Below are 22,177 nucleotides of genomic sequence, written 5' to 3'. Positions count from 1 at the left end.
CCCTACCTCCTCGTGCGGTTCCAGGGACAAACCATAGGGCCGGGACGGTGACGCGCGGACGATCGCGATCTTCCGTTAGGTCAGATCACAGTAGCGGACAAGCGGTTTCGTCGAGTTCTACAGAGATCCCGCGGGAGGCGCGCCGAGCCCGGCGGGCGTCGTACATGCTGGGGCCGATCAGGTCGGCTGTTGCGACCTATACAGCGTATCGCCAAGAGAAGCGGCGATCACAAACACCCCGAATCCGGGAGGATGTGCGTTGTCGGATATAGCAATTGTGGGTATCGGCTGTCGGTTCGCGGGCGGGATCGACTCGCCCGGCACCTTCTGGGACTTCGTCGTCGAGAAGCGTGACGGCGTCGTCGACATTCCCGCGGACCGGTGGGACTACCGGCGCTATTACGATCCGGAGCCCCGTACACCGGGCCGCGCGTACACCAAGCGCGGCGCGTTCATGACTGTCGACCCGTGGGAGTTCGACCCCGATTTCTTCGGCATCTCGCCCCGCGAGGCGACGGTGCTCGACCCCCAGCAGCGATTGATGCTCGAGGTGACCTGGGAGGCCCTCGACGACGCCGGTATCGCGGGCCGCGCGGCCGGTGGTTCGGTGGGCGTCTACGTCGGTGGCTTCGTGGTGGACCAGTCGGTCATCGGCGTGGTCGGCCCCGCGCTGTTCCACACCGATATGCACACGCCGGCGAGCGCGTCCTACACCATGCTGTCGAACCGGATCGCCTACGCGCTCAACCTGGTGGGCCCCGCGATCACCGTCGACACGGCGTGCTCGTCCTCGCTGGTGTCGTTCCACCTGGCCTGCCAGGGCCTCGAGAACGGCGACTGCGACGTGGCCCTGGCGGGCGGCGTGAACGTGATGCTGCAGCCGGAGACGTTCGTGCTGATGTGCAAGGGCAGCTTCCTGGCCGCGGACGGCCGCTGCAAGTCCTTCGACGCCGCCGCCGACGGCTACGGCCGCGGTGAGGGCGCGGGCATGGTGGTCCTGAAGAAGCTCGACGCCGCGGTGCGCGACGGCGACCGCATCTACGCGGTGGTCAAGGGCACCGGCTCCAACCAGGACGGGCGCACCACCGCGATCACCGTGCCGAACGTCGATTCCCAGGCCGCGCTCGCCCAGACGGTGTGCGACCGGTCCGGACTGGCGCCGGAGTCGATCACCTACCTCGAGGCGCACGGCACCGGCACCCTGGTGGGTGATCCGGTGGAGCTGCGCGCGCTGGGCCGGGTCTTCGGCGCGCCGGCCGGACGCAGCGGCACCGTCGGTGTCGGCTCGGTGAAGGCGACGATCGGGCACACCGAGGCCGCCGCGGGTGTCGCCAGCGTGATCAAGGCCGCGCTGGCGATCCACCACCGCACCCTGCCGCCGCAGGGCTGGCTGGACAAGCCCAACCCGGACATCCCCTTCGACGAACTGGGCCTGCACATCCAGACCGAGGCCCAGCCGCTGGCCGCCGACGCGCCGGAAATGACCGTGGCGGTCAACGGTTTCGGATACGGCGGCACCAACGCGCACGCCATCCTGCAGGAGTACCGCGCGCAACCCGCCCCCGCGCCGGCCCCCGCGCCGCGCCGTCACTACGGCATCCTGCCCATCTCGGGCCGCAGCACCGGCGCCGCGCGCGCCCTGGCGGGCCGCTTCGCCGACCTGATCAGCGCCGGCGCCGACCCCGAGCACCTCGCCGAGGCGGCCTGGACGCGGATGGCGCACCACCACTTCCGCACCGGTGTGCTCGTCGGGGACACCGACGACCTGGTGCACGACCTGCGCCAGTACGCGAACGGCGAGGGCCGCGACGCGTCGCGCACCATCGTGTCCCGCGCCGCCGAACCGGTGTTCGTCTTCTCCGGCATGGGACCGCAGCGGTGGGACATGGGCCGCGAATTGCTCACCGCCGGAGGCGTTTTCGCCGAGACCGCGAAGGAGATAGACCGCGAGTTCCAGGCGCTGTCGGGCTGGTCGATCATCGAGGAGCTGCTGCGGCCGGAGGAGGAGTCGCGGGTGACGACCACCGCGGTCGCGCAGCCGGCCAACTTCCTGGTACAGGTGGGCCTGGTCCGCGAGCTGGAGCGGTACGGTATCAGGCCCGCCGCCATCGTGGGCCACAGCGTCGGCGAGGTGTCGGCGGCGTATGTGAGCGGGATGCTGTCGCTGTCCGACGCCGTGCTGGTCGCCTACCATCGGGCCCGGCTGCAGGCGGCCACCGCCGGAACCGGCGGCATGCTCGCGGTCGGGTTGTCGCCCGAGCAGGCGCGCGAGCTCGTCGACGGCGATCCGCGCGTGGACATCGCGGCGATCAACAGCGCCAGCGGCGTCACCCTCTCCGGTGACGAGGAGCGGCTCGACGAGATCGCCGAAAAGCTCACCCAGGACGGCGTTTTCGCGCGCCGCCTGAAGGTGGAGGTGCCCTATCACAGCCGGTTGATGGATCCGATCCTCGACGAACTGCGCTCGGCGCTGGCCGGGCTGTCCCCGCGCATCCCGACCGTGCCGCTGTACTCCACGGTCACCGGCGGGAAGGTCACCGAGGGCGACTGGGACGGCGACTACTGGTGCGCGAACGTGCGTCAGCCGGTGCGGTTCGCCGCGGCGATCACCGAGCTGCTCGGTGCGGGCAGCCGCGTGTTCCTGGAGGTCGGCCCGCACCCGGTGTTGTCGGGTAATGTGCGCGAGGCGCTGTTGAACGCCGACGTCACCGGCACCACGGTGCCGACGCTCGAGCGCGACCAGCCCGATTCGGCCAGCCTGCGCCGCACCCTCATCGGCCTGCACGCCGCGGGTGTGCTCGACCGCGACTTCCTGTTCCCGCCGGAGCGCCCGGCCACCCCGCACGTGCCGGTGCCGCGCTACCCGTGGCAGCGGACCCGGCTGCACGCCCCGCTGCCGCTGTTCGAGCAGGCGCGGCTGGGCTCGCCGGGCACGTACGCCATGCTCGGCGACCCGGATGTCGAAGGCCGCCAGAACTGGCTGCTGCAGGTCGGTTCCGAATTGCTGCCCTGGCTGGACGATCACGTCGTCAACGGGGTGCGCATCATGCCGGGCGCGGGCTACCTGGACGCCGCGCTGAGTGCCGCGGCGACCCAGATCGGCGCGAAACGCGTTGCGGTGGAACAGGTCCGGTTCGTCGCACCGCTGATCATGGGTGCGCCCGACGTGCCGCTGATGTCGATCACGCTCGAGGAGGCCAGCAGCCGGTTCATGATCCGCTCGCGCAGCGCGACCGGCACGGCGTGGACCGTGCACGCCACGGGGCGGGCGCTGACCGGCAGCCACGAGCCGATCAAGGCCGCGGTGCCGACCATCGATGTCGGGATCGATGTCGACCCGGAGATGTTCTACTCCGGTCTGGCCGCGGCGGGCCTGCAGTACGGCCCGACCTTCCGCCGGGTGACCTCCGTGCGGGTCGGCAAGGACACGGTGCTGGCGACCGTGGACGGCACGATCGCCGCCGACTCCGGGCACCTCGCCCATCCGGCGGTGGTCGACGCGGCGATGCAGAGCGCGGCGTTGCTGTTCGCCGACGAGCGCATCGACGAGGGCGTGATGGTGCCCGTCGGGGTGGCGGCCGTGCGATTGCTCGCCGAACTGCCCGAACGGATCACCGTGGTCGCGCGGCGCAGCACGCACGCCCGGCTGCGCGCCGACGTCGACCTGCTCGACGACGAGCAGAACCTGGTGATGCGCCTGACCGGACTCCAGATCGGCGCGCTGAAACCGGGTGACACCCCGCTGCACCGGATGGCCGAGTTCTACTACGCCGACACCATGGAGCAGCGCGACCCGATCGACCCCGCGGCGCTGCGCGAGGCGGGAACGGCGAGCACCGTCGTGGTGGCGCTCGGAAACAGCGGGCGCGCAGGTGAACTCGCGGCGGCGATCCCGGGATCGCGGCTGTACGTGGTGGATTCGGCCGATCCGGAGTTGGAGACCGGGCTGGTGGCGAATCTGACGGCCGCCAAGGCCGACGATACGCAGCGGGTGCACGTGTGCGTCGTCGCCGCGGGCACGCAGGAGCCGGCGGATCTGGCCGATCTGAGCACGCTGTGGACCTTCAAGCGCATCGCGGTCGCCGTGGACGAATTCGCCAACCCGCCCGTGGAGGGCGAATCGCCGCAGAGCGTCTTCGGTGACGGCGCCGTGCACGTCACCCTGGTCACCGAGCGGGCCTTCACGCTGCCCGACAGCGCGGTCGCGCCCGACCCGGCGCAGTCCGCGCTGGCCGGTGCGCGCCGGGTGCTGCTCAACGAGCAGACCCCGCTGCGGTGGCGCCTGATCGACATCGACGCCGAGACCTCGATCGCCGACCTGGTCACGGAACTGGCTGTGCCGGGCGCGTTCTCGCACGACAACACCGACGAGGTGCTGCTGCGCGACGGCGTGCGCTGGGCCCCGGTGGTGACCAAGCCGCTGCCGCAGCGGATGGAGGAACTCGATACCGACGCCCCGCTGACCGACCCGGAGGCCAACTTCACCCTGGAGTTGCCGCGCACCCGGCTGCTGTCGGCGCTGGCCTGGCGCGAATGCCCGCGCCCGGCGCCCGGCCCCGGCGAGATCGAGGTCCGGATGCAGGTCATCGGGCTGAACTACAAGGATCCGCTGAAGGTCATCGGCTTGCTCGGCGAACGCGAGCTGGCGCCGACCTACTTCGGCACCGTGCCCGGTATGGAGGGCGTCGGCACTGTCGTGCGGGTCGGCGCGGAGGTCGACCACGTCGCGCCGGGTGATCTGGTGGCGGTGGCCGCCAAGGGCATGATGCGCCGCTTCGCGCTCATCCCGAAGGAACTGGTGGTCGTGCTGCCGCCCGATTCCGATCCCGGCTACTGCACCAGCACCATCGCCTTCGGCACCGCCGAGTACGGGCTGCTGGACCTGGCCCGCCTCGAGCCCGGCGAGACGGTGCTGATCCACGGTGCCGCCGGTGGCGTCGGCACGGCGGCCATCCAGGTCGCCAAGGCCCGCGGGGCGCGCATCATCGGCACCGCGAGCACCGACGAGCGGCGCGCCCACGTGCTGTCGCTGGGCGCGGACTACGCGCTGAACTCGCGCTCGCTCAACTTCGTCGACGACGTGCTCGAACTGACCGACGGCGCGGGTGTCGAGGTGGTGCTCAGCAGCGCACCCGGCGAGATCCTGCGGCAGAACTTCAACGCCGTCGCGGAATTCGGGCGCATCGTGGAGGTCGGCAAGGCCGACATCTACACCGGCGGACTGCTGGAGCTGGCCAACTTCGACAAGAACGTGGCCTACTTCTCGATGGACCTGGACCGCCTGGTCGCGGTGCGCCCGCAACGGCTGGCGAACCTGCTGGAGCGGGTCTACGAGAAGGTCACCGACGGCACCTACCAGCCGCTGCCGTACCGGATGTTCGAGACCGAGGAGGTGGGCAAGGCATTCGAGGAGACCATCCGCTCCACCGGCCTGACCCGGATCGCGCTGCGGATCGACTCGCCGGAACCGCCCGTGCGGCCGTACCTGCCGGACGTCGAAATACACTGCGACGCAACCTATCTCGTCACCGGTGGCTTCGGCGGCTTCGGCCTGGCGACCGGCCGCTGGCTGACCCTGCGGGGTGCGCGCCGGCTGGTGCTGCTGGGCCGCAGCGGCGCCACCACCGAGGAGTCGCGGCGCCAGCTCGAGGCCTGGCGCACCGTCGGCGTCGAGGTCGTCGAGGAACGGGTGGACGTGACCGATGCCGAGGCGGTCGCGGCGATGGTGGCCCGGGTGCACAGCGACGAGCATCCGCTGCGCGGGGTGTTCCACGCCGCCGGCGCGGTGGCCGACAGCCGCATCAGCAAGCTGGAACGCGAGCAGCTGGCCAAGGTGTATCTGCCGAAGGTGCACGGCGCCACGGTCGTTCACGACGCGATCAAGGCGGCGGGCATCGAGCTGGACATGTTCGTGCTCTGCTCCTCCGGCGGCTCCATGTACGGCATCTACGGCCAGTTCAGCTACTGCGCGGCCAATGTCGCGGTGGAGCAGCTGGCCGAGCAGTGGGCCCGGGCCGGGGAGCGGGCGCTGTGCATCGGCTGGGGCCACCTGTCCGGCGCCACAGGCGGTATGGCCGCCGACGAGACCGCCGTGAAGTACCTCGACCTGGTCGGATTCGGCCCGATCGACATGTCCGACGCCACCGCGTACATGGAGCAGACGCTCCGGCTCGGGGCGACCCGCGCGGCGATCATCCCGACCGATTGGGGCAAGCTCACCGGTACGTTCCCGCAGCTGACTCGGACCGGCCGGACCATCGCGCTGGCACAGGCCTCCGCCAAGGACACCTCCGAACTGGCCCAGCTGCACGCCGAGCTGGCCGCGATGGAAGAGAGCAAGCGTGGCCCGTTCGTGGCGCGCAAGATGGCCGAGGAACTGGCGGTCGTCATGGGCGTGCCGGTGGACTCGATCGACATGACGGTGCCGGTGCCGGAATTGGGCCTGGACTCGCTGATGGCGGTGGAGCTGGGTGCCCGGGTCACCAAGACCCTCGGCATCGATCTGATGTCGTTGCAGATGGGCCGGTCGTTCAGCCTGGAGCAGGCCGGGCCGAAGGTCGCCGAGCTGATCCTCGCGCACGACCCCGGCCAGGCGCAGGCGGTGCCGGATGTGTCGGGTATCGCCGCGGCGGCCGACGGTGCCCCGGCGAACGGTTCCGGCGCCGACGGGTCGAACGGCAATGGATCGAACGGCAATGGATCGAACGGCAATGGGGCCAACGGCAGTGGGTCCAACGGCAACGGCGCCACGGCCCCCGACGCCCCCGTCGCCGCGACGGTCGGCTGACGACCGGCCACGCCAACCCCTCCGGGCGACGGTGCCACGGCCCGTGGCACCGTCGCCCGGAGGGGAGACCGCCGAACGAGCAACACCGCCCGCAGTATCGAGAAATAGAGGTTTCGCCGTGGTCAATTTCGGGCTGATCGACGAATGGGAGCCCGCCCCCGGTCGACTGGTCAGCTGGGTGGCCGCACCGGACGCGGTGGACCGGGCCAAGCAGGCGCCGGTGCACCCGGTTCCTCCGTCGCACCAGCAGGAACAGTATCTACTCCTGGCCGATCGGCACGCCGCGGCGGATTTCCGGTTCTCCGGCCTGTGCCTGGTGACCGCCGAGATCCCCGCGGCGGACCTGGATCTGGCGGCGATGACACGGGTCATCAACGCTTTCCTGTTGCGGCACGACACGTTTCGCACCTGGTTCGACATCGAGCCGCCCGGCACCGTGCGCCGCCACCTGGTGCCCGCCGACGTGGTGAACTTCGTCCCCGTCGACTACGGCCGCATCGACGATCCGGCCGCCATCCGCGAGCACGTCCAGAAGACGACTCCCGGCCCGTTCCAATGGGATTGCTTCACCTTCGGCGCGATCTCGCACGGCGAGACCACCACCGTCTATCTGGCCGCCGACCACCTGCACACCGACGGGCTGGGGCAGTACATCTCGTGCTTCGACCTCGCTCAGCTCTACGCGGCCGAGGTGTGGGAGGGCTCCGACGAGCTGGCCCCGGCGGCAAGCTATCTCGATTACTGCGCCACGGAGCGGTCCTACACCGAGCGGTTGACGCTGTCCTCGCCCGGCGTGCGCAAGTGGATGGAGCTGCTGCGCGGCAACGACGGCGAATTGCCTTCCTTCCCTTTGGATCTCGGCAAGCGCACCGACATCTACAACCGCAGCGCGCATCGCAGCGTGCAGTTGCTGACCAAGGCGGAGAGCGACCGCTTCGAGCAGATCTGCCGCGCCAACGACGCCGAATTCGTGGGCGGCGCCTTCGCCGCCGCGGCACTGGCCGAACGCGAACTCGTCGGCAGCGACTACTACTTCGGCATGACGCCGGTCAGCACCCGCACCTCCGCGGCCGAACGCGCCTCGGTGGGCTGGTACGTGACCCTGGTGCCGGTGGCGTTCCCGGTCGGCGCCACCATGCCGTACACCCGTGCGCTGACCGTCGCGCAGCGCGCCTACGAGAACGGTATCCGGTTGGCTCCCACGTCGTTTCACCGCGTCGTGGAGCTGCTTCCCGCGGACTCCGAGATCAAGGCCCGGCCCGGCTGGTCGACGCCGATGATCTCCTACGTCGACGCCCGCGACTTCGTCGGTCACGAGTTCTTCGGCGAGGTGACCGGCGGCATCTACGCCAACCGCGCCGCGTCGGAGGAGGTGCTGATCTGGATCAACCGCTTCCCGGAGGAGACCACGCTCAGCGTCATCTACCCGGATACCCCGGTGGCCCACGACTCGGTGCGAAGGTATGTCGAGGCGATGAAATCGGTATTCGTCGGGATGCTACGCGACGAGCTCCACCAACCCGCGTAGCTTCGAGGTCATCGGCTCGGTCGGGAAGGCCAGCCGCACCAGCCGGTGCGGCGGCGCCACGTCGAAGTAGGCCATCGACGGCGGCACGATGCCGCCGATCACCTTGTCCAGCAAGGTGTTCACGTGCGCGAACCCCGCCCGCAGCCGCACCGGGCGGCAGGTCGACCGGCCCGCCGGCACGTCCAGGGTGGTCTGCTTGCCCACCCGCGTGGTCAACGGCCAGTGCATCGAGAACGCCAGCCACAGGTCCACCGATTCGGTGGCGCCCTCGGTGAAGTCCAGCCCGCGCAGCAGGGTGAGGCCGCCGACGAGCGGCATCACATTGGCCGGAAAGGGTGCGACACCGTCGAATTGCAGATGGGCGGTGTCGACGAAGGTGGCCTCCTCCCGCGAGACCACGGTCTCGCCGGAGCGCGTCTCGGCGCGGTAGCTCTCCGCCCGCAGCCGCCCGTCGATCCGCTGGAACCGCTGTTCGACGGTCATCGTCAGATCGGCGCCGACGCGGGCGTCGACGGTCGAGTGGTAGCGATCGGGCTCCGACGACACCACGCTGGTCAGCTCGAACCGCTCCGGCCGATCCGCGAAGCCCACGCTGTAGACGGACTTCTCGCCGTCGGGTATCCCGGGGTCTCGGAACGCGGTGTACACATGCGGATTGAATCGCGCGGTGCGCGGGCGGCAGTGACGAAACAGACATTCCCTGGATCGTTCACAAACATCCGATGGCCGGATGGTTGCGGCCGACAACCGAATCCGGCCGCCCCGCCGGGCGCCGAGTGTGATCCACCGCACCCGTCCGACCGCCCCGACCGGCCCGAATCCGGTGCTCTGCGTCATCCGGCGGTCACGTCACGGTAATATCGATGAGTCGCCGCTGCGTGAAAGCGGCGTTCGGCCTGATCGAAGGTTGGTGAATTCGCCGATGTCGGTTTCGATGTTCGACGAGGTGCTTCCGCGCGGCGAACGGGATGGTGTAGGGCTACGGGTCGGCGCTATCATCGCGCGCCACGGGGAAGTGTTGCTGCTGGAACCGCACAGCACGGGCCCCATCCGGCCCACCCGCAAGTTGCCGGGCGCCACCGTGGAGCCGGGGGAGTCCGTGACGGGCGCGGTCATCCGCGGCGTGCGCGAGGAGACGGGGCTGACGGTCACGCACATCGGTGCGCACGTCGGCGATTTCGACTATCTGTCACCGGCCGGCAAGCCGGTGCGGCGGCTGCACTTCGTGGTGGACGTGGCGGCCACCGAGCCGATCGTGCTCGGCGCCCACGCCGGCTATCTGTGGGCGCCGCTGGACGGCGACCTGCACGTCACGTCTTCGATCCGCAAGATCCTCGACACCTACGGGGATCTGGTCGGCCCCTGATCCGGGTCCACGTGCCGACGCGCCGGGTCACAATTCGGCGAGCTGCGCGACGGCCGGTGCCATGCCGTCGATCCAGGCGGCGGGCGAGCCGGTGGTCGGCGTCACGATCACGGCGTCGATCCCGAGCGTCGCGTAATCGGCCATGGCCCGGACGAATTCGTCGCGGGTGTCGAGGGTAGGCCGCGGGTTGTTGGCGACGACGGTCTTGCGGATGGTGGCGTAGTCGCGGCCCGCCTCGTCGCAATGGCGCCGCAGGACGTCGAGCTTGTGCCGCACGTCGGCCGGGTCGGTGGCGAACAAATTGCAGGCGTCGCCGTACCGTGCGACCAGCCGCAGCGTCTTGCGCTCGCCGCCGCCTCCGATCAGCACCTTGGGACGGTTGATCGGCTGTGGCGCGCAGAGGGTTTCGGCCAGCTGGTAGTACTTGCCGTCGAACGGGCCGTTGTCGGCCGGGTCCCACATCTGCGCGCAGATCCGCAGCGTCTCCTCGAGCCGCTCGAATCGCTCCGCGATCGCCGGGAACGGCACGCCGAGTCCGTGGTGCTCGCGATCGAACCACGCGGCCCCGATGCCCAGCACGGCCCGGCCGCCCGACAGCACGTCGAGGGTGGTCACGATCTTGGCCAGCAGTCCCGGATGCCGGTAGGTCACACCCGTCACCAGCAGCCCGAGCTCGACGGTCGAGGTGTGCGCGGCCAGGTAGCCGAGCGTGGTGTAACCCTCCAGCATGTTCGACTCCGCCGGCAGGCCCGTCGGCTCGATCTGGAAGTAGTGGTCCATGAACGACAGCCAGGTCGCGCCGGAGGCTTCCGCCGCCGCGCCCACTCTGGCCAGTTCGCCGGCGATGGCCGTGGTGCCGCCGTCGATATCGAAGATCGGTACGTGGAAACCGAGTTCCATCGGGCTCTCCCGGTGTTGTTCCGACAACTGTCGAGGAGCACGCTACGACCTGGAGAGAACTCCAGGTCAAGCCTCGAGATTTTAGTTGTGCACAACTTGATTGCGAGCTAGAGTATTGGACATGACCAATCCGCTGGCGCTCGATCGGCAGGTGTGCTTCCCGCTCTACGCCGCCTCGCGAGCGATGACTGCGGTATACCGCCCGAAGCTCGAGGCGCTGGGCCTGACCTACCCGCAATACCTGGTGATGCTGGTGCTGTGGGAGCGCGACGGCCGCAGCGTGGGGGAGTTGTGCGCGGAACTCAACCTGGACTCCGGCACGCTGTCGCCGCTGCTCAAACGGTTGCAGGCGAGCGGTCTGGTGGAGCGCACCCGCTCGGTGGCCGATGAGCGCCGGGTCGAGATCCGGCTCTCCGACCGCGGGCGCGAACTGCGCGAACAGGCCTGCGGCATCCCCGCGGAGATGGCCGAGGCGATCGGGATGCCGATCGAGGAGATCGAGGCGCTGCGCGACACGCTGCGCCGGCTGACACACGCTCTGACCGAACACACCCACCCGAAGGAGACCTGAGATGAAGACGCTGTACACCGCGGAGGCGCTGGCCACCGGCGACGGGCGCAACGGGCACGCGCGCAGCACCGACGGCAAGATCGACGTGAACCTGTCGGCCCCGACATCGATGGGCGGCGACGGCGAGGGCACCAATCCCGAGCAGTTGTTCGCGGCCGGTTACGCCGCGTGCTTCCACTCCGCGCTGCGGCTGGTCGGCAAGCAGGCCGGGGCGAACATCGACGACTCCGCCGTCGGCGCGAAGGTCGGCATCGGCCCCGACGACGCCGGGGGCTTCCAATTGGAGGTCACGCTCGAGGTGACCCTCCCGCACCTGCCACGCGACGAGGCGCGGCAACTCGCCGACCGGGCGCATCAGGTCTGCCCGTACTCCAACGCCACCCGCGGCAATATCGACGTGACCGTGCTGGTCGCCGAGGACTGAGCACCTGCTCCATCAGCGCGCGCTGCCGACCCCGGCCGGTTCCGGCCGCACCGATTTCGGCGCGGCCGCGACGGGACGGCGGCGCTCCCACAGCCGCGCGAGCACGATGGTCACCGCGACGTAGGCGAAGCCGAGCAGGATGTCGAAGACGTAGTGCTCCCCGCCGTAGACCAAAGTGAAGGCCATCGCCGCCGGGAACGCGGCCAGCGGCACGCGCAGCCACCACCGGCGCGCCAGCGGCCACAGGGTCACGGTCACCAGCAGCGCGAATCCCGCGTGCAGAGACGGCAGCGCGGCGACGTAATTGCCGTGCGACTCCAGCCATTGCGCGCTGATGTCGGGCGACACCACGCCGAGCCCGAAGCCGGAGATGCGCCGCACCTGCTCGGCGATCGCGCCCTCGCGCGAGGCGAACCACGGCGGCGCGGCGGGCACCAGGATGTAGGTGATCAGGGAGAGGTAGGACAGCAGCAGGATCCGGCGCATGTACCGGGTCCACAGCGGCCGCGAGTAGAGGTAGAAGATCCCCGCCACCAGCCACGGGACGATGAAGTGGGTGGTGTAGACGATGCCCACGATCGGCGTCCACCAGGGCGGCCCGTCGCCTGCGAGATGCTCCTGCAGCCAGACGGTGGGGACGGTGCCGTGGAACAACCACCGGTCGACGGCGACGAGTTCGTCCATCCGCAGCGGCATTCCGAGCTTGTCGGCGATGTCGCGGGTGTAATCGTACACCAGCAGCGCGCCGATCAGCGGCAGCCAATCGACGAGCATGCGCAGGTGCTCGCGCCAGGGCCGATCGATCCGGAACGCCGCGATGCCGGTGAGGATCCACGCGGCCTCGGTGAGGCGGCTGCCGGGAATCAGTCCGGTGAGGACGGCGGCGACCAGGCCCGCCAGGTACCCGTACCGGACCACGTTGCGCAGCACGGGGTGGGCCCGGCGGCTCTCCTCCACCCGAGCGTGAGACTGCGTGGGCGACTCGACCATTCAGCCAGTGTTCCACTTGCGTTCATCTCATCCGGAAGCATCCCCGCGGTGCGCCGCAAGTGGAAGTCGTCGAGTGTCGTACGTGCCGTTTTCGAAGGCGATGGCCCGGGTGCGGTCACATCACGATGTCGACTACGCCCGCGACCAGAGTAATGAGGCCCAGCAGCGCCCCCGCCAGGACGACCAGCCGCCACCGGGCGTGGTAGGTGGCCGCCTCGTCCCGCAACTGCTGCGCGGTGCGGGTGGAGATGACGAAATGTCCGCTCGCGCCGGGTTTCCCGATCATCAGCGGGCCGCTCCTGTCGTGCACCTCGCCGAGAATGTAGAGTCGCTGCCCGACCGGGATGATCCATTCGGTGTATTTGTAGCCGATCGTGCCGTCGCCCCCGCCGAGCACCCGATCCAGAATCCCGCCGAGCAGATCGCCGGAACTGTTCTCGCGATACGGTTCGAAGCGATCCACGGTCTTGACGGCGTGATCGGGGTCGGTGCCGCCCGGGTCCACGCCGAGGGTGCGGCCCTCGTCGTCGATCACCGCGAAACCCTGCCACGAGGTGTGCTCGGCGACCTTCTCCGTGCGGCGCTTGCGTTCTCGTTTCCCGTCGCGATACCGGAATTCCTCGTAGTGCCGTTCGACCCGGTAGCGGTACCAGACGCACTCGGCGCGTGACAGTTCGGCCTGCAGCGGCCCGTCCGGATGCGGATGTGCCACGCCCGTGACCTCGCTGATCCGCCGGAAACCGCCGCGCGCCCCCAACTCGTCGGACACCTCGCGGAACTGTTCCAATTCCGGGATCGACAGCCGCTCCGCCACGGTCATCGCCACCAGCCGCGCCCGGGTGCGATGCAACTGGAACATCCCCGCCCCGGCCGCGGCGAGCAGGCCGGCCGTAGCGATGAACCACCACATCGAGACTCGTCCTCCAGGCCCCCGAGCCGCCTGCCGGCGCAGCGGGAATCGTTGCGTGCCCACCGCAGTATAGGCAATCCGACCGTCCGTTCCGGACGGCCGGGATCGAATCGGACGGGCGAAACGGTGGCGTCGCTGCGGCGGACCGACGGTTGTTCTGACATTGTGGTCGGGTGGTGAGTTTCGTGGTGCGTGCTGCGGCGCGCAGCGACCGTGGTCTGGTCCGGACCGGTAACGAGGATTCGGTGTATGCCGGGGCGCGGCTGCTGGCGCTGGCCGACGGCATGGGCGGCCATGCCGGTGGGGAGGTCGCCTCGGCCTTGATGGTCGCGGCCCTGGCGCCGCTGGACGCGCAGGCGCACGCCGATCCGGTGGCGGCGCTGGACGCGGCCGTCCACGCCGGCAACGCCTCGATCGGCGAACGTGCCGCCACGACGCCGGACCTGGAGGGCATGGGCACGACGGTCACGGCGATGCTGTTCGGCGACAACGGCTTCGGCCTGGTGCACCTGGGTGATTCGCGCGGCTACCGACTACGTGGCGGCGAGTTGGCCCGGATGACCCGCGACGACACCTTCGTGCAGTCGCTGGTCGACGCCGGCCACCTGACGAGCGCCGAGGCGGCCTCGCACCCGCGTCGATCGGTGATCCTGCAGGCGGCGACCGGCGCCGACATCGCCCCGACCCTGACCTTCCACGAGGCGCCGATCGGCGACCGCTACCTGCTGTGCTCCGACGGCCTGACCGACCTCGTCGAGGACCCGACCCTGGCCGAGACCCTGCGCGAGTACGCCGGTGTGGACGAGTGCGCGGACCGGTTGATCGGTCTCGCGCTCGCCGCGGGCGGCTCCGACAACGTCACCGTCGTGGTCGCCGACATCGAAAGCCCGCCCGCGCCGTAGCGACCGGACGGCGCGCTGCCGCAACGGTTTCCGTCGTTGAGCTCACGGCGAGCACAACCATCGTCCGCGGACGAACGGGCTCCTAGCATCACCGCTATGACAGCCGACACGGGGACGCCGCTCAACGACATCGTCGAGGCCACCGCGACCGCGGTGGCCGCCGATCCGACGCAGGCGCTCGTGGTGTTCCGCGCCGCCGGGACACCCGAGGGCGCGGTGGGCAGCACGATCCGGCTCGGCGGGCACACCGTGCGCGTGGACGAGCCACCGGCGCTCGGAGGCGCCGACACCGCGCCCAATCCGGTCGAGGTATACCTGGCGGCGCTGATCGCCTGCCAGGTGGTGACCTACCGGTTCTGGGCCCAGCAGCTCGGGATCGCCGTGGACGACCTGGCCGTCGACGCCGAGGGCGACCTCGACGTCCGCGGTTTCTTCGGGTTGGACGACAGTGTGCGGCCGGGCTTTCGGTCGATCCGGGTGACGGTGCGGGTCAGCGGACCCGAGTCCGCGCAACGGTACGAGGAATTGCAGCGCGCCGTCGACGCCCACTGCCCCGTGCTGGATCTCACCACCGGCCGGACCCCCGTGCAGACCACGCTGGTGACGTCGTAGCCGCCGGTCCGGCGTTGTTGCGCGGACTTCGACCGGCTTGTTAGTGTCCGCGCGTAACGTTCTCAGGGCGGGGCGGAATTCCCCACCGGCGGTGATGGCATCCGGACGGTCCGGCTGCACGAGCCCGCGAGCGCCACGGCCACGGCCGTGGGTCGAGCAGATTCCGGTGCGATCCCGGAGCCGACGGTCACAGTCCGGATGAAAGAGAACGCGGCCTCGCCAGCGCCCGCCCGCGGGTGTTGCCTGTTCGCGTTGCCATGCCCTGGGTGACATCGCGAACAGGAGGAACCATGTCACCCACTTCCCACCGCATCGCCCTCGTCGCCGCCCGCTGGCACGCCGACATCGTCGACCGGGCCGTGGCGGCCTGTCGCGCCGGTCTGGCCGAGCGCGGATTCGCCGACGTCGAGGTGATCGAGGTGCCCGGCGCATTCGAGATCCCGTTGCGCGCCAAGCGTTTGGCCGCCGGTGGCCGATACGCCGCCGTGGCGGGGTGCGCGCTGGTGGTCGACGGCGGCATCTACCGGCACGACTTCGTGGCCGCGACCGTGGTGGACGCGCTCATGCGAATACAACTCGACACCGACGTGCCGGTGTTCTCGGCGGTGCTCACCCCGCACCATTTCCACGAGCACGCCGAACACGTCGCCTATTTCGCCCGCCACTTCGAGATCAAGGGCGCAGAACTGGCCAACGCCATCGCGTCGACCCTGAGCCTGGACGCCGCCGCGGCCTGAAGGTTGCTGCCGGACTTCGTTTCCGGCCTCGTCGCGCTGCCGAGCCGATTCGGCCCGGCAGCGCGACGGTGACTGTCAGCTGGCCTTGTTGTACGCCTCGATGATGTCGGCCTGGACGCGGCCGCGGCTGGACACGTTGTAACCGTTCTTGCGAGCCCAGTCGCGGATGGCCGCCGTCTGACCGCTGTCGTTACGCGGCCGAGCGGCGATCTTGTTCTTGCCCTTGGGAATTCGGCCCACCTTGCGGGCCGGTTCGATCCACTCTTCGAACACCTTGCGGAGCTTGCCCGCATTGCGAACGGACAGATCGATTTCGTACTCCACACCGTCGATGCCGAAGCGCACGGTCTCCTCGGCTTTGGATTTGCCGTCGTAGTCGTCCACGAGCTCGACGATGACCTTCTTTGCCATACGGTAACCCCTCCAATGCTCGCAAGAATGTATGTGCCGTAACGCTAGCTCGCCGCGAAGATAATTACGAATCCGTTCCCATTTGTGGGACGTAACAACGATTCGCGGCGTGTCATTCGAAGTGTCGACCGCGCCGCCGTGACGTGGCCGGTCGTGGCCGAAGCGGTCGAATCGGACGGCGGCCCGGCGGCCCGGTGCCGGTCGGTTCCGCGCTGTGATCCCGGTTGCCGCACGGGCTTGCGATCCGTGCTCGGGGTGGCCGGGACCGATCCGGACCGGCGGCCGTGGCCGGAATACTTGTGCGCTACCACAGTTCGGTAGCGGGATCTTCGCCGAGAGCGTAGTTTCCACTGCTACGGACGCGCGCGCGAGTGGTCGGGCAGAACGGCCGCGCGGGCGGCGATGGCATTGCGAAAATGAGCTTAGGAGTTTGCGGGGATCATGGCGAGTTTTGCGGACCGGTTGAACAAGTTGTTCGCCACTGTTCATCCCCCCGGACGCCCGCCGCTCAGCAATGCCGAGGTCGCGGCGAATCTCGCCGCGGCGGGACAACCCGTTTCCAAGCCGTACCTCTCGCAGCTGCGGTCCGGGCAACGCACGAATCCCTCCGCCGAGACGATTGCGGCGCTGGCGAAGTTCTTCAAAGTGGAACCGCAGTATTTCACCGACGACGTCTACGCCGCGCGCGTGGACCACGATCTGGAACTGCTCTCGCAACTACGCGGATACAACTTGCGCAGGCTCTCCAGTCGCGCGTTCGACCTCTCCGAGGAATCCCAGAATCTCCTCGCCGTCATGGCCGACAAACTCCGTGCGAGTGAGGGTCTTTCGGAATTCCACACCGACCCGGCCGACCGCTGACCGATCGTTTCGTCAGAGGATGAACGAGGCCGCTCCGCCGGAATTGCCCTCCGGCTCGGCGAGCAACTGGCGCAGGCGCGGCCGGTTCGACTGATCCAGCGCCAGGGCCGCCATCCACAACCAGGCGGTGATGTTGTCGGGGATCCGCCAGTCCTCGCGCGGCGCGGAGGGGACGTGGATCCGGACCGGCTCCAGGTCCTGCAGGTGCCGGGGCACCACGGCCCACCACTGGCGGCCGGTGGCATCGATGGTGACGGCGGCGATGAGGTCGTCGGTGCCGGGCAATTGTTCGGCGGCGGTGTGGATCTGGGCCGGGATGTGCCGGTTCTCGTCGCGACCGTCCAGTTGGTCCGCGAAGACGATGAACACCAGCCCGAACCCGAACATGTCGGAGCCCAGGTTGCGGCGCAACTGCGCGGCGCTGGCATGGATCGGGTGCGGGTCGAGGTCGGAGTGGTCCTCGGTGAGCTGGGCGGGCACGAAGTCGGCGGCGATACTGGCGCCGTCGTAACGGAATCCGCACAGCATCGGCATCATGCCGCCGGGCATCGAGAGCATGAAACGGGAGGTGATCTCCTCCACGGATTCGGCGCCCGGGTATCGGATTGTCGTCATGCGATCGTGTCCTTCACTGGTCCCCGCCGTCCCGATCCGCGGCCGCGCTGAACAATGCTGTGACAGTAACGGCTCGGACCGCTGAGTTTGTTCCGTGTCGCATGTCACCCGGCGCCGTCAGCGGACGGTGGCGAAGAAGGCGCGCAGGTCGGTGGTGAAGAGGTCCGGTTGTTCGAAGGCGGCGAAGTGTCCGCCGCGGGGCATCGTGGTCCAGTGGGTGATGTGGTAGTTCGGTTCGCACCAGGAGCGCGGGGAGCGGCCGATTTCCTTCGGGAAAGAGGCTATGCCGGTAGGGATTTCGACGCGCGCACCATGGCCGAACGCGGCCGAGCTCTCCCAGTACAGGCGCGCGGCGGAGGCTCCGGTGCCGGTGATCCAGTACAGGGTTACATTGTCGAGGATCTCGTCTCGGGTCAGGGCGTTCTCGGGGTGGCCGTCGCAGTCGGTCCACGACCAGAATTTTTCCACGATCCAGGCCAGTAGCGCGACCGGTGAGTCGACCAGGCCGTAGCCGATGGTCTGCGGACGGGTGGACTGCTGTTTGGCGTACCCGCAATCCCAGCGCCGGTAGTACTTCAGGGCGGCCAGCGCGTCACGTTCGGCCTCGGTGGGATCGTGCAGCGCGCCCTCGGTGGGGGTGGCGATGGGCATATTGGTGTGGATCCCGACGCAGTGCCCCACATTGCGGCCGATCTCCGTCGTGATCGCGGCGCCCCAGTCGCCGCCCTGAGCGCCGTACCGATCGTAGCCCAGCCGGGTCATCAAGGTCTCCCATGCCGCGGCGATGCGCGCCGCGTTCCACCCCGTGCCGGTCGGCTTCCCGGAGAAGCCGTACCCCGGCAGCGAGGGGCAGACGACGTGGAAGGCGTCCGCGGCGCGGCCGCCGTGTGCGGTCGGATTCGTCAGGGGCGCAATGATTTTGCCGAATTCGACGATGGAGCCGGGCCAGCCGTGCGTAATGATCAGGGGAAAGGCGTCGGGGTGGGGCGAGCGCTGATGCACGAAATGAATGGGCAGCCCGTCGATTTCGGTGACGTATTGATCGAACTGGTTGAGCGCCGATTCCGTTGCCCGCCAATCGTATTCGGTGGCCCAGTAGTGGGCGAGCTCCCGGGTGTAGGCCAGCGGGATGCCCTGGCTCCAGTCGTCGACGCACTCGGCCTCGGGCCAGCGGGTATCGGTGAGGCGGCGGCGCAGGTCGGTGAGCACGTCATCGGGGACGTCGATCCGAAAACGTTCGATATCGGTCATGGTCCCATTCTGGGGGAGCGCGGTGCGGCATCGGCGGGCCATGGATCTCGGCTCGACAATCCGTAACCAGTTGGTTACGCTTTGGGCGTGGACAAGGTGGCGGGCGCGATCGCGGACCCGGTTCGGCGGCGAATCCTGGAACTGCTGCGCGAGCAGCGGCTCACGGCGGGCGCCATCGCCGAGCAGTTCGACATCAGCCGCCCCGCGGTCAGCCGGCACCTGCGGGTGCTGCGCGAGAGCGGCCTGGTGCACGACGAACTGGTCGGCAGGCAGCGGTACTACCTGCTCGACGCCGCGCCGCTCGCCGAAATCGCGGACTGGATAACGAGTTTTGCGTCGCCGCCGGGCTGGGCGCGGCACCTCGACGCGCTGGAGACCGAGGTGTACCGCACCCGCCGTGAGCGCCGCGCCACCGGAACCACAGCCGAATCACACAAGGAGGAGACCGCATGACCCCGAAACCCACCGGCCGGTTGCTGGCCGCCGAACAGGGCCGCGACCTGGTCCTCACCCGCACCTACCGCGCTCCGGTCGATGATGTGTGGGCCAGTGTCACCGAGTCCGACCGCACCGCCCGGTGGTTCGGTCCGTGGACCGGCGAGCCGGGCCCCGGCCGGACCATCAAGGTGCAGATGGCCTTCGAGGAGGAGCAGCCGTGGATGGACATGCACATCGACGCCTGCGAACCGCCGCACCGGCTCGGCGTCTCGGCCGTGGACGACTACGGCGCGTGGCGGCTGGAACTCGAGCTCACCGAGTCCGGGGGCGTCACCGAGTTGCGTTTCGTCCACCATCTGCTCACCGCGGACGAGATCGCTCAGGTCAGCCATGTGGGTCCCGGCTGGGAGTACTACCTCGATCTGCTCGGCGCGGCCCGGGACGGCACGCCGCATCCCGACTTCGCCGACTACTTTCCGGGGATGGCCGGGTACTACGAGGATCTGGCGGCGCGCGGCTAGCGGTCGCTGGAAACCGCTCCGCCGCTGAACATCCTCCGATACTGCTGGGGACCGATCCCGACGTGACGGCGGAACACGGCGCGGGTGTTGGCGGGATTGCCCAGGCCGACCCGATAGCCGATGCGATCGATGGGCAGCGTCGTTGTCTCCAGCAGCTCCCGGGCGCGATCGATGCGCGCGGCGGTCAGCCAGGCGTGTGCCGACGTGCCGGTTTCCGCACGGAATCGGCGGATGAACGTCCGCCGGGAAAGCCCGGCGCGCCGGGACAACTCGTCGAGGGTGTGCCGTTGGTCCAGGGTGGCCGACATCCATTCCCGGACCGCGGCGAGCGTCGTCGCGGTGGGTTCGGGGCGGAACCGCTCGGTGTACTGCGCCTGACCGCCCTCCCGGATCGGTGCGGCGACGAGGTCGCGGGCGCGTTCGTTGGCCGCCGCGGCGCCGAAGTCCTCGCGGATCACATGCAGACACAGGTCCACGCCGCTGGTGACGCCCGCCGAGGTCAGGATGTCGCCGTCGTCGACGAACAGCCGGTCGGCCCGGAGGTCGACATCCGGGTACCGGCTGCGCAACAGCGCCGCCGCGCGCCAGTGGGTGGTCGCGGGACGGCCCGCCAGCAGACCGGTGGCGGCCAGCGTGAAAGCGCCGGTGCAGATGGACAGCAGCCGCGTCCCGCCCGCGTGCGCCCGGCGTACCGCGGCCACCACCGCGTCCGGCGGCGGGCGATCGAACGACGCCCAACCGGGGATGACGGCGATATCGGCCTGTTCGACGGCATCCAGCCCGGTGAGCGTCTCGCAGCACAAGCCCGCGGCCGCGGTCGGCACGCGCGGCGTCGCCGCACACACGACCACGTCGTAGCGCGGATCGGAGCCGAACACGTCGACCGGGATGGCGAGGTCCAGCATCACGACGTCGGGTACGGCGATCACGGCGACGCGCGGCCGTCCCCCTCCTTCCGGCACGGCCCGATCCTAGCGCCGATTGGCACCCGGGCTACTCCTGTAGCGCGCGGCCCGCCAATAGCGTTGCCGCCATGAGTTTTTCGATCTCCCTACCGGACGGCCCACTCGCCGACACCGTGCTGGCCGTCGTGCGGGCACAGGAGTCCGAACCGGTCGCCAACCACAGCATTCGGAGCTTTCTGTTCGCCGAACTGCTTGTGCGGCACGAACATCTGGAAACAGATACGGCATACGATCGTGATCTGCTGTTCGCCGCGACCGTACTGCACGACCTCGGGACCGGAACCGCCGCGCCGGGCCGGGCCCGATTCGAAGTGGAAGGCGCCGACCTCGCCGCGCGAGTGCTTACGGACGCGGGTGTCCCGGCCGCCGCGGTGGACCGCGTCTGGGAGGCCATCGCCCTGCACACCTCGCCCGGGATCGCCGAGCGCCGCGGCCTGCTGGCCTATCTCACCGCCGAGGGCAGCAAGATGGACATCGGCTTTCGCGCCGACGTCACCGCGGACCGGCTGGCCGAGATTCACGCCGCCTATCCGCGAGAGCACATGGTGCGGGCGCTCACCGACGCCATCGTCGCGCACGGTGGCCGATCCGCGGACGCCGCGCCGATCTACTCCATGGCCGAGCTGTTCCGCGGCGAACGCGACGCCACCGGCCGCACGCGGTTGGAGATCCGCGTCGCCGGGCAGCGGCCCTGGGGTGATTAGGTGATCAGCGGGCCACCCGATCAGCCCAGGCTCCGGGTAGGGTCCGGGCCGACACGTCCGCGATTTCCAGCAGGCGCGTCCGGGGAGTTCCCAAGCGGCTCAGATGGATCAGGCCCTGCGCCACCACCACGATGTTGGCGCTGTGTGCCGCGAGATCGGACTCCGTCATGTCGCGGCGGGCGCTGCGGCGCAGCCGTTCGGCGACGCCGTGCTCCATGGCCGCGGTGGTCCGGGCGCCGATCGCGACCACGTCGGGCATGCGGGTGCCGAGCTGGGCGATGCTGTTGAGCATCAGGCAGCCGCGCCGATCCGGTTGTGCCGCACAGTCGTCGACGATCGCGGCGAGCAGCGCGCGCACCGCGTCGCGGGCGGAGCCGGGCGCGGACATCACGACCTGGCGCACGAACCGGGCGCGGTGCTCGCAGTAGCGCTCGAACGCGGCGAGGAACAGGCCGCGCTTGTTGCCGTAGGCGGCGTAGATGCTGCCGTTGCCGACACCGGTGGCCCGCGAGACGTCCTCCACCGAGGTGTCGTCGAAACCCTGCGTCCAGAACAGGTCGGCCGCGGCGTCGAGCAGGCTCGACTTGTCGAACTGTCGCGGCCGTCCCATGCGCTCACCGTAGCAATCGCGATGCGAGACAGCCCACACCACTTGTTCTGGAGGCGTGCCTCCAGAATGATGGT

Annotated in this window: 20 protein-coding genes, 1 pseudogene and 1 riboswitch; of the genes and pseudogenes, 12 read left to right on the top strand and 9 right to left on the bottom strand. The window is 69.5% G+C overall.

Annotated features, from left to right (window positions below):
* Nucleotides 1–259: 259 nt before the first annotated feature.
* Nucleotides 260–6,787, top strand: coding sequence for a type I polyketide synthase (locus NWFMUON74_RS22075; protein WP_187683735.1), 6,528 nt, complete (start codon nucleotides 260–262; stop codon nucleotides 6,785–6,787).
* A 118-nt stretch (nucleotides 6,788–6,905) separates the two neighbouring features.
* Entirely contained in the window at nucleotides 6,906–8,315 is a 1,410-nt protein-coding gene (locus NWFMUON74_RS22070) for a condensation domain-containing protein (protein WP_187683734.1), read from the top strand.
* Here NWFMUON74_RS22070 and NWFMUON74_RS22065 read toward each other — a convergent pair.
* Nucleotides 8,286–8,963: a hypothetical protein gene (locus NWFMUON74_RS22065; RefSeq protein WP_187683733.1), complete on the bottom strand. Its 678-nt coding sequence runs from the start codon at nucleotides 8,961–8,963 to the stop codon at nucleotides 8,286–8,288. The genes NWFMUON74_RS22070 and NWFMUON74_RS22065 overlap by 30 nt on opposite strands.
* A gap of 274 nt (nucleotides 8,964–9,237) precedes the next feature.
* Between NWFMUON74_RS22065 and NWFMUON74_RS22060 the strand changes: the two genes are divergently transcribed.
* Nucleotides 9,238–9,681 carry an NUDIX hydrolase gene (locus NWFMUON74_RS22060; protein WP_187683732.1) on the top strand — a complete coding sequence of 148 codons (444 nt, stop codon included), beginning with the start codon at nucleotides 9,238–9,240 and terminating at the stop codon, nucleotides 9,679–9,681.
* A gap of 27 nt (nucleotides 9,682–9,708) precedes the next feature.
* Here the strand turns inward: NWFMUON74_RS22060 and NWFMUON74_RS22055 are convergent, their stop codons facing one another.
* Nucleotides 9,709–10,581 carry an LLM class F420-dependent oxidoreductase gene (locus NWFMUON74_RS22055; protein WP_187683731.1) on the bottom strand — a complete coding sequence of 291 codons (873 nt, stop codon included), beginning with the start codon at nucleotides 10,579–10,581 and terminating at the stop codon, nucleotides 9,709–9,711.
* Between the two features lie 121 nt (nucleotides 10,582–10,702).
* Here NWFMUON74_RS22055 and NWFMUON74_RS22050 point away from each other — a divergent pair, with 121 nt between their 5' ends.
* Complete coding sequence (locus NWFMUON74_RS22050; RefSeq protein ID WP_187683730.1) at nucleotides 10,703–11,152, top strand: MarR family winged helix-turn-helix transcriptional regulator; 450 nt, start codon at nucleotides 10,703–10,705, stop codon at nucleotides 11,150–11,152.
* A 1-nt stretch (nucleotide 11,153) separates the two neighbouring features.
* Nucleotides 11,154–11,576, top strand: coding sequence for an organic hydroperoxide resistance protein (locus NWFMUON74_RS22045; protein ID WP_187683729.1), 423 nt, complete (start codon nucleotides 11,154–11,156; stop codon nucleotides 11,574–11,576).
* A gap of 12 nt (nucleotides 11,577–11,588) precedes the next feature.
* Here NWFMUON74_RS22045 and NWFMUON74_RS22040 read toward each other — a convergent pair whose 3' ends face one another.
* Together NWFMUON74_RS22040 and NWFMUON74_RS22035 are read right to left on the bottom strand one after the other, a co-directional pair.
* The gene (locus NWFMUON74_RS22040; protein WP_187683728.1) at nucleotides 11,589–12,566 is read right to left on the bottom strand and encodes a phosphatase PAP2 family protein; all 978 of its coding nucleotides are present in this window, start codon (nucleotides 12,564–12,566) and stop codon (nucleotides 11,589–11,591) included.
* A 115-nt stretch (nucleotides 12,567–12,681) separates the two neighbouring features.
* The gene (locus NWFMUON74_RS22035; protein ID WP_197986894.1) at nucleotides 12,682–13,476 is read right to left on the bottom strand and encodes an E3 ubiquitin ligase family protein; all 795 of its coding nucleotides are present in this window, start codon (nucleotides 13,474–13,476) and stop codon (nucleotides 12,682–12,684) included.
* 176 nt (nucleotides 13,477–13,652) lie between these two features.
* Between NWFMUON74_RS22035 and NWFMUON74_RS22030 the strand changes: the two are divergent.
* The 3 genes and pseudogenes from NWFMUON74_RS22030 to NWFMUON74_RS22020 all read left to right on the top strand — a co-directional run.
* Nucleotides 13,653–14,357, top strand: a pseudogene (locus NWFMUON74_RS22030) (PP2C family protein-serine/threonine phosphatase); the annotation flags it as partial.
* A 117-nt stretch (nucleotides 14,358–14,474) separates the two neighbouring features.
* A complete protein-coding gene (locus tag NWFMUON74_RS22025) occupies nucleotides 14,475–14,990 on the top strand; it encodes an OsmC family protein (protein ID WP_187683726.1) in 516 nt (171 codons plus the stop codon).
* A 54-nt stretch (nucleotides 14,991–15,044) separates the two neighbouring features.
* Nucleotides 15,045–15,204: riboswitch (FMN riboswitch) on the top strand.
* A gap of 76 nt (nucleotides 15,205–15,280) precedes the next feature.
* Nucleotides 15,281–15,727 (top strand): 6,7-dimethyl-8-ribityllumazine synthase, encoded by a 447-nt coding sequence (locus NWFMUON74_RS22020; protein WP_187683725.1) that lies wholly within the window; start codon nucleotides 15,281–15,283, stop codon nucleotides 15,725–15,727.
* A gap of 75 nt (nucleotides 15,728–15,802) precedes the next feature.
* Here the strand turns inward: NWFMUON74_RS22020 and NWFMUON74_RS22015 are convergent, their stop codons facing one another.
* Nucleotides 15,803–16,138 carry a histone-like nucleoid-structuring protein Lsr2 gene (locus tag NWFMUON74_RS22015; RefSeq protein ID WP_187683724.1) on the bottom strand — a complete coding sequence of 112 codons (336 nt, stop codon included), beginning with the start codon at nucleotides 16,136–16,138 and terminating at the stop codon, nucleotides 15,803–15,805.
* Nucleotides 16,139–16,579: 441 nt separating this feature from the next.
* On the opposite strand from NWFMUON74_RS22015, the gene NWFMUON74_RS22010 reads away from it, so the two are divergent.
* Complete coding sequence (locus NWFMUON74_RS22010; protein WP_187683723.1) at nucleotides 16,580–16,999, top strand: helix-turn-helix domain-containing protein; 420 nt, start codon at nucleotides 16,580–16,582, stop codon at nucleotides 16,997–16,999.
* A 12-nt stretch (nucleotides 17,000–17,011) separates the two neighbouring features.
* Here the strand turns inward: NWFMUON74_RS22010 and NWFMUON74_RS22005 are convergent, their stop codons facing one another.
* The gene (locus NWFMUON74_RS22005) at nucleotides 17,012–17,614 is read right to left on the bottom strand and encodes a hypothetical protein (RefSeq protein ID WP_187683722.1); all 603 of its coding nucleotides are present in this window, start codon (nucleotides 17,612–17,614) and stop codon (nucleotides 17,012–17,014) included.
* 117 nt (nucleotides 17,615–17,731) lie between these two features.
* On the bottom strand, nucleotides 17,732–18,856 hold the full coding sequence (locus NWFMUON74_RS22000) for an epoxide hydrolase family protein (protein ID WP_187689332.1): 1,125 nt from the start codon (nucleotides 18,854–18,856) through the stop codon (nucleotides 17,732–17,734).
* A gap of 96 nt (nucleotides 18,857–18,952) precedes the next feature.
* Between NWFMUON74_RS22000 and NWFMUON74_RS21995 the strand changes: the two genes are divergently transcribed.
* Entirely contained in the window at nucleotides 18,953–19,318 is a 366-nt protein-coding gene (locus NWFMUON74_RS21995) for a metalloregulator ArsR/SmtB family transcription factor (RefSeq protein WP_187683721.1), read from the top strand.
* Nucleotides 19,315–19,824 carry an SRPBCC family protein gene (locus NWFMUON74_RS21990; protein ID WP_187683720.1) on the top strand — a complete coding sequence of 170 codons (510 nt, stop codon included), beginning with the start codon at nucleotides 19,315–19,317 and terminating at the stop codon, nucleotides 19,822–19,824. The genes NWFMUON74_RS21995 and NWFMUON74_RS21990 overlap by 4 nt, the downstream gene beginning before the upstream one ends.
* Here NWFMUON74_RS21990 and NWFMUON74_RS21985 read toward each other — a convergent pair.
* A complete protein-coding gene (locus NWFMUON74_RS21985) occupies nucleotides 19,821–20,786 on the bottom strand; it encodes a GlxA family transcriptional regulator (protein WP_187683719.1) in 966 nt (321 codons plus the stop codon). The two genes, NWFMUON74_RS21990 and NWFMUON74_RS21985, sit on opposite strands and share 4 nt — an antisense overlap.
* 71 nt (nucleotides 20,787–20,857) lie before the next feature.
* Here NWFMUON74_RS21985 and NWFMUON74_RS21980 point away from each other — a divergent pair, with 71 nt between their 5' ends.
* A complete protein-coding gene (locus tag NWFMUON74_RS21980; protein ID WP_187683718.1) occupies nucleotides 20,858–21,493 on the top strand; it encodes an HD domain-containing protein in 636 nt (211 codons plus the stop codon).
* 4 nt (nucleotides 21,494–21,497) lie between these two features.
* On the opposite strand, the gene NWFMUON74_RS21975 is transcribed toward NWFMUON74_RS21980, so the two are convergent.
* Nucleotides 21,498–22,103 carry a TetR/AcrR family transcriptional regulator gene (locus NWFMUON74_RS21975; protein WP_187683717.1) on the bottom strand — a complete coding sequence of 202 codons (606 nt, stop codon included), beginning with the start codon at nucleotides 22,101–22,103 and terminating at the stop codon, nucleotides 21,498–21,500.
* Between the last annotated feature and the right edge of the window lie 74 nt (nucleotides 22,104–22,177).

This window comes from Nocardia wallacei (assembly GCF_014466955.1).
In the GTDB taxonomy this organism is placed as follows: domain Bacteria; phylum Actinomycetota; class Actinomycetes; order Mycobacteriales; family Mycobacteriaceae; genus Nocardia; species Nocardia wallacei.
The sequence above is the reverse complement of the archived record's forward strand: the minus strand, read 5'-3'. Positions and strand labels throughout refer to the sequence as shown.

Excerpts from the sequence above, each read along its gene's own strand:
- NWFMUON74_RS22050 (WP_187683730.1), top strand. The coding sequence starts at position 10,703 with ATGACCAATCCGCTGGCGCTCGATCGGCAGGTGTGCTTCCCGCTCTAC.
- NWFMUON74_RS22010 (WP_187683723.1), top strand. The coding sequence starts at position 16,580 with ATGGCGAGTTTTGCGGACCGGTTGAACAAGTTGTTCGCCACTGTTCAT.
- NWFMUON74_RS22020 (WP_187683725.1), top strand. The coding sequence starts at position 15,281 with ATGTCACCCACTTCCCACCGCATCGCCCTCGTCGCCGCCCGCTGGCAC.
- NWFMUON74_RS21980 (WP_187683718.1), top strand. The coding sequence starts at position 20,858 with ATGAGTTTTTCGATCTCCCTACCGGACGGCCCACTCGCCGACACCGTG.
- NWFMUON74_RS22060 (WP_187683732.1), top strand. The coding sequence starts at position 9,238 with ATGTCGGTTTCGATGTTCGACGAGGTGCTTCCGCGCGGCGAACGGGAT.
- NWFMUON74_RS22005 (WP_187683722.1), bottom strand. The coding sequence starts at position 17,614 with ATGACGACAATCCGATACCCGGGCGCCGAATCCGTGGAGGAGATCACC.
- NWFMUON74_RS22025 (WP_187683726.1), top strand. The coding sequence starts at position 14,475 with ATGACAGCCGACACGGGGACGCCGCTCAACGACATCGTCGAGGCCACC.
- NWFMUON74_RS22035 (WP_197986894.1), bottom strand. The coding sequence starts at position 13,476 with ATGTGGTGGTTCATCGCTACGGCCGGCCTGCTCGCCGCGGCCGGGGCG.
- NWFMUON74_RS22040 (WP_187683728.1), bottom strand. The coding sequence starts at position 12,566 with ATGGTCGAGTCGCCCACGCAGTCTCACGCTCGGGTGGAGGAGAGCCGC.
- NWFMUON74_RS21975 (WP_187683717.1), bottom strand. The coding sequence starts at position 22,103 with ATGGGACGGCCGCGACAGTTCGACAAGTCGAGCCTGCTCGACGCCGCG.
- NWFMUON74_RS21990 (WP_187683720.1), top strand. The coding sequence starts at position 19,315 with ATGACCCCGAAACCCACCGGCCGGTTGCTGGCCGCCGAACAGGGCCGC.
- NWFMUON74_RS22055 (WP_187683731.1), bottom strand. The coding sequence starts at position 10,581 with ATGGAACTCGGTTTCCACGTACCGATCTTCGATATCGACGGCGGCACC.
- NWFMUON74_RS22045 (WP_187683729.1), top strand. The coding sequence starts at position 11,154 with ATGAAGACGCTGTACACCGCGGAGGCGCTGGCCACCGGCGACGGGCGC.
- NWFMUON74_RS22015 (WP_187683724.1), bottom strand. The coding sequence starts at position 16,138 with ATGGCAAAGAAGGTCATCGTCGAGCTCGTGGACGACTACGACGGCAAA.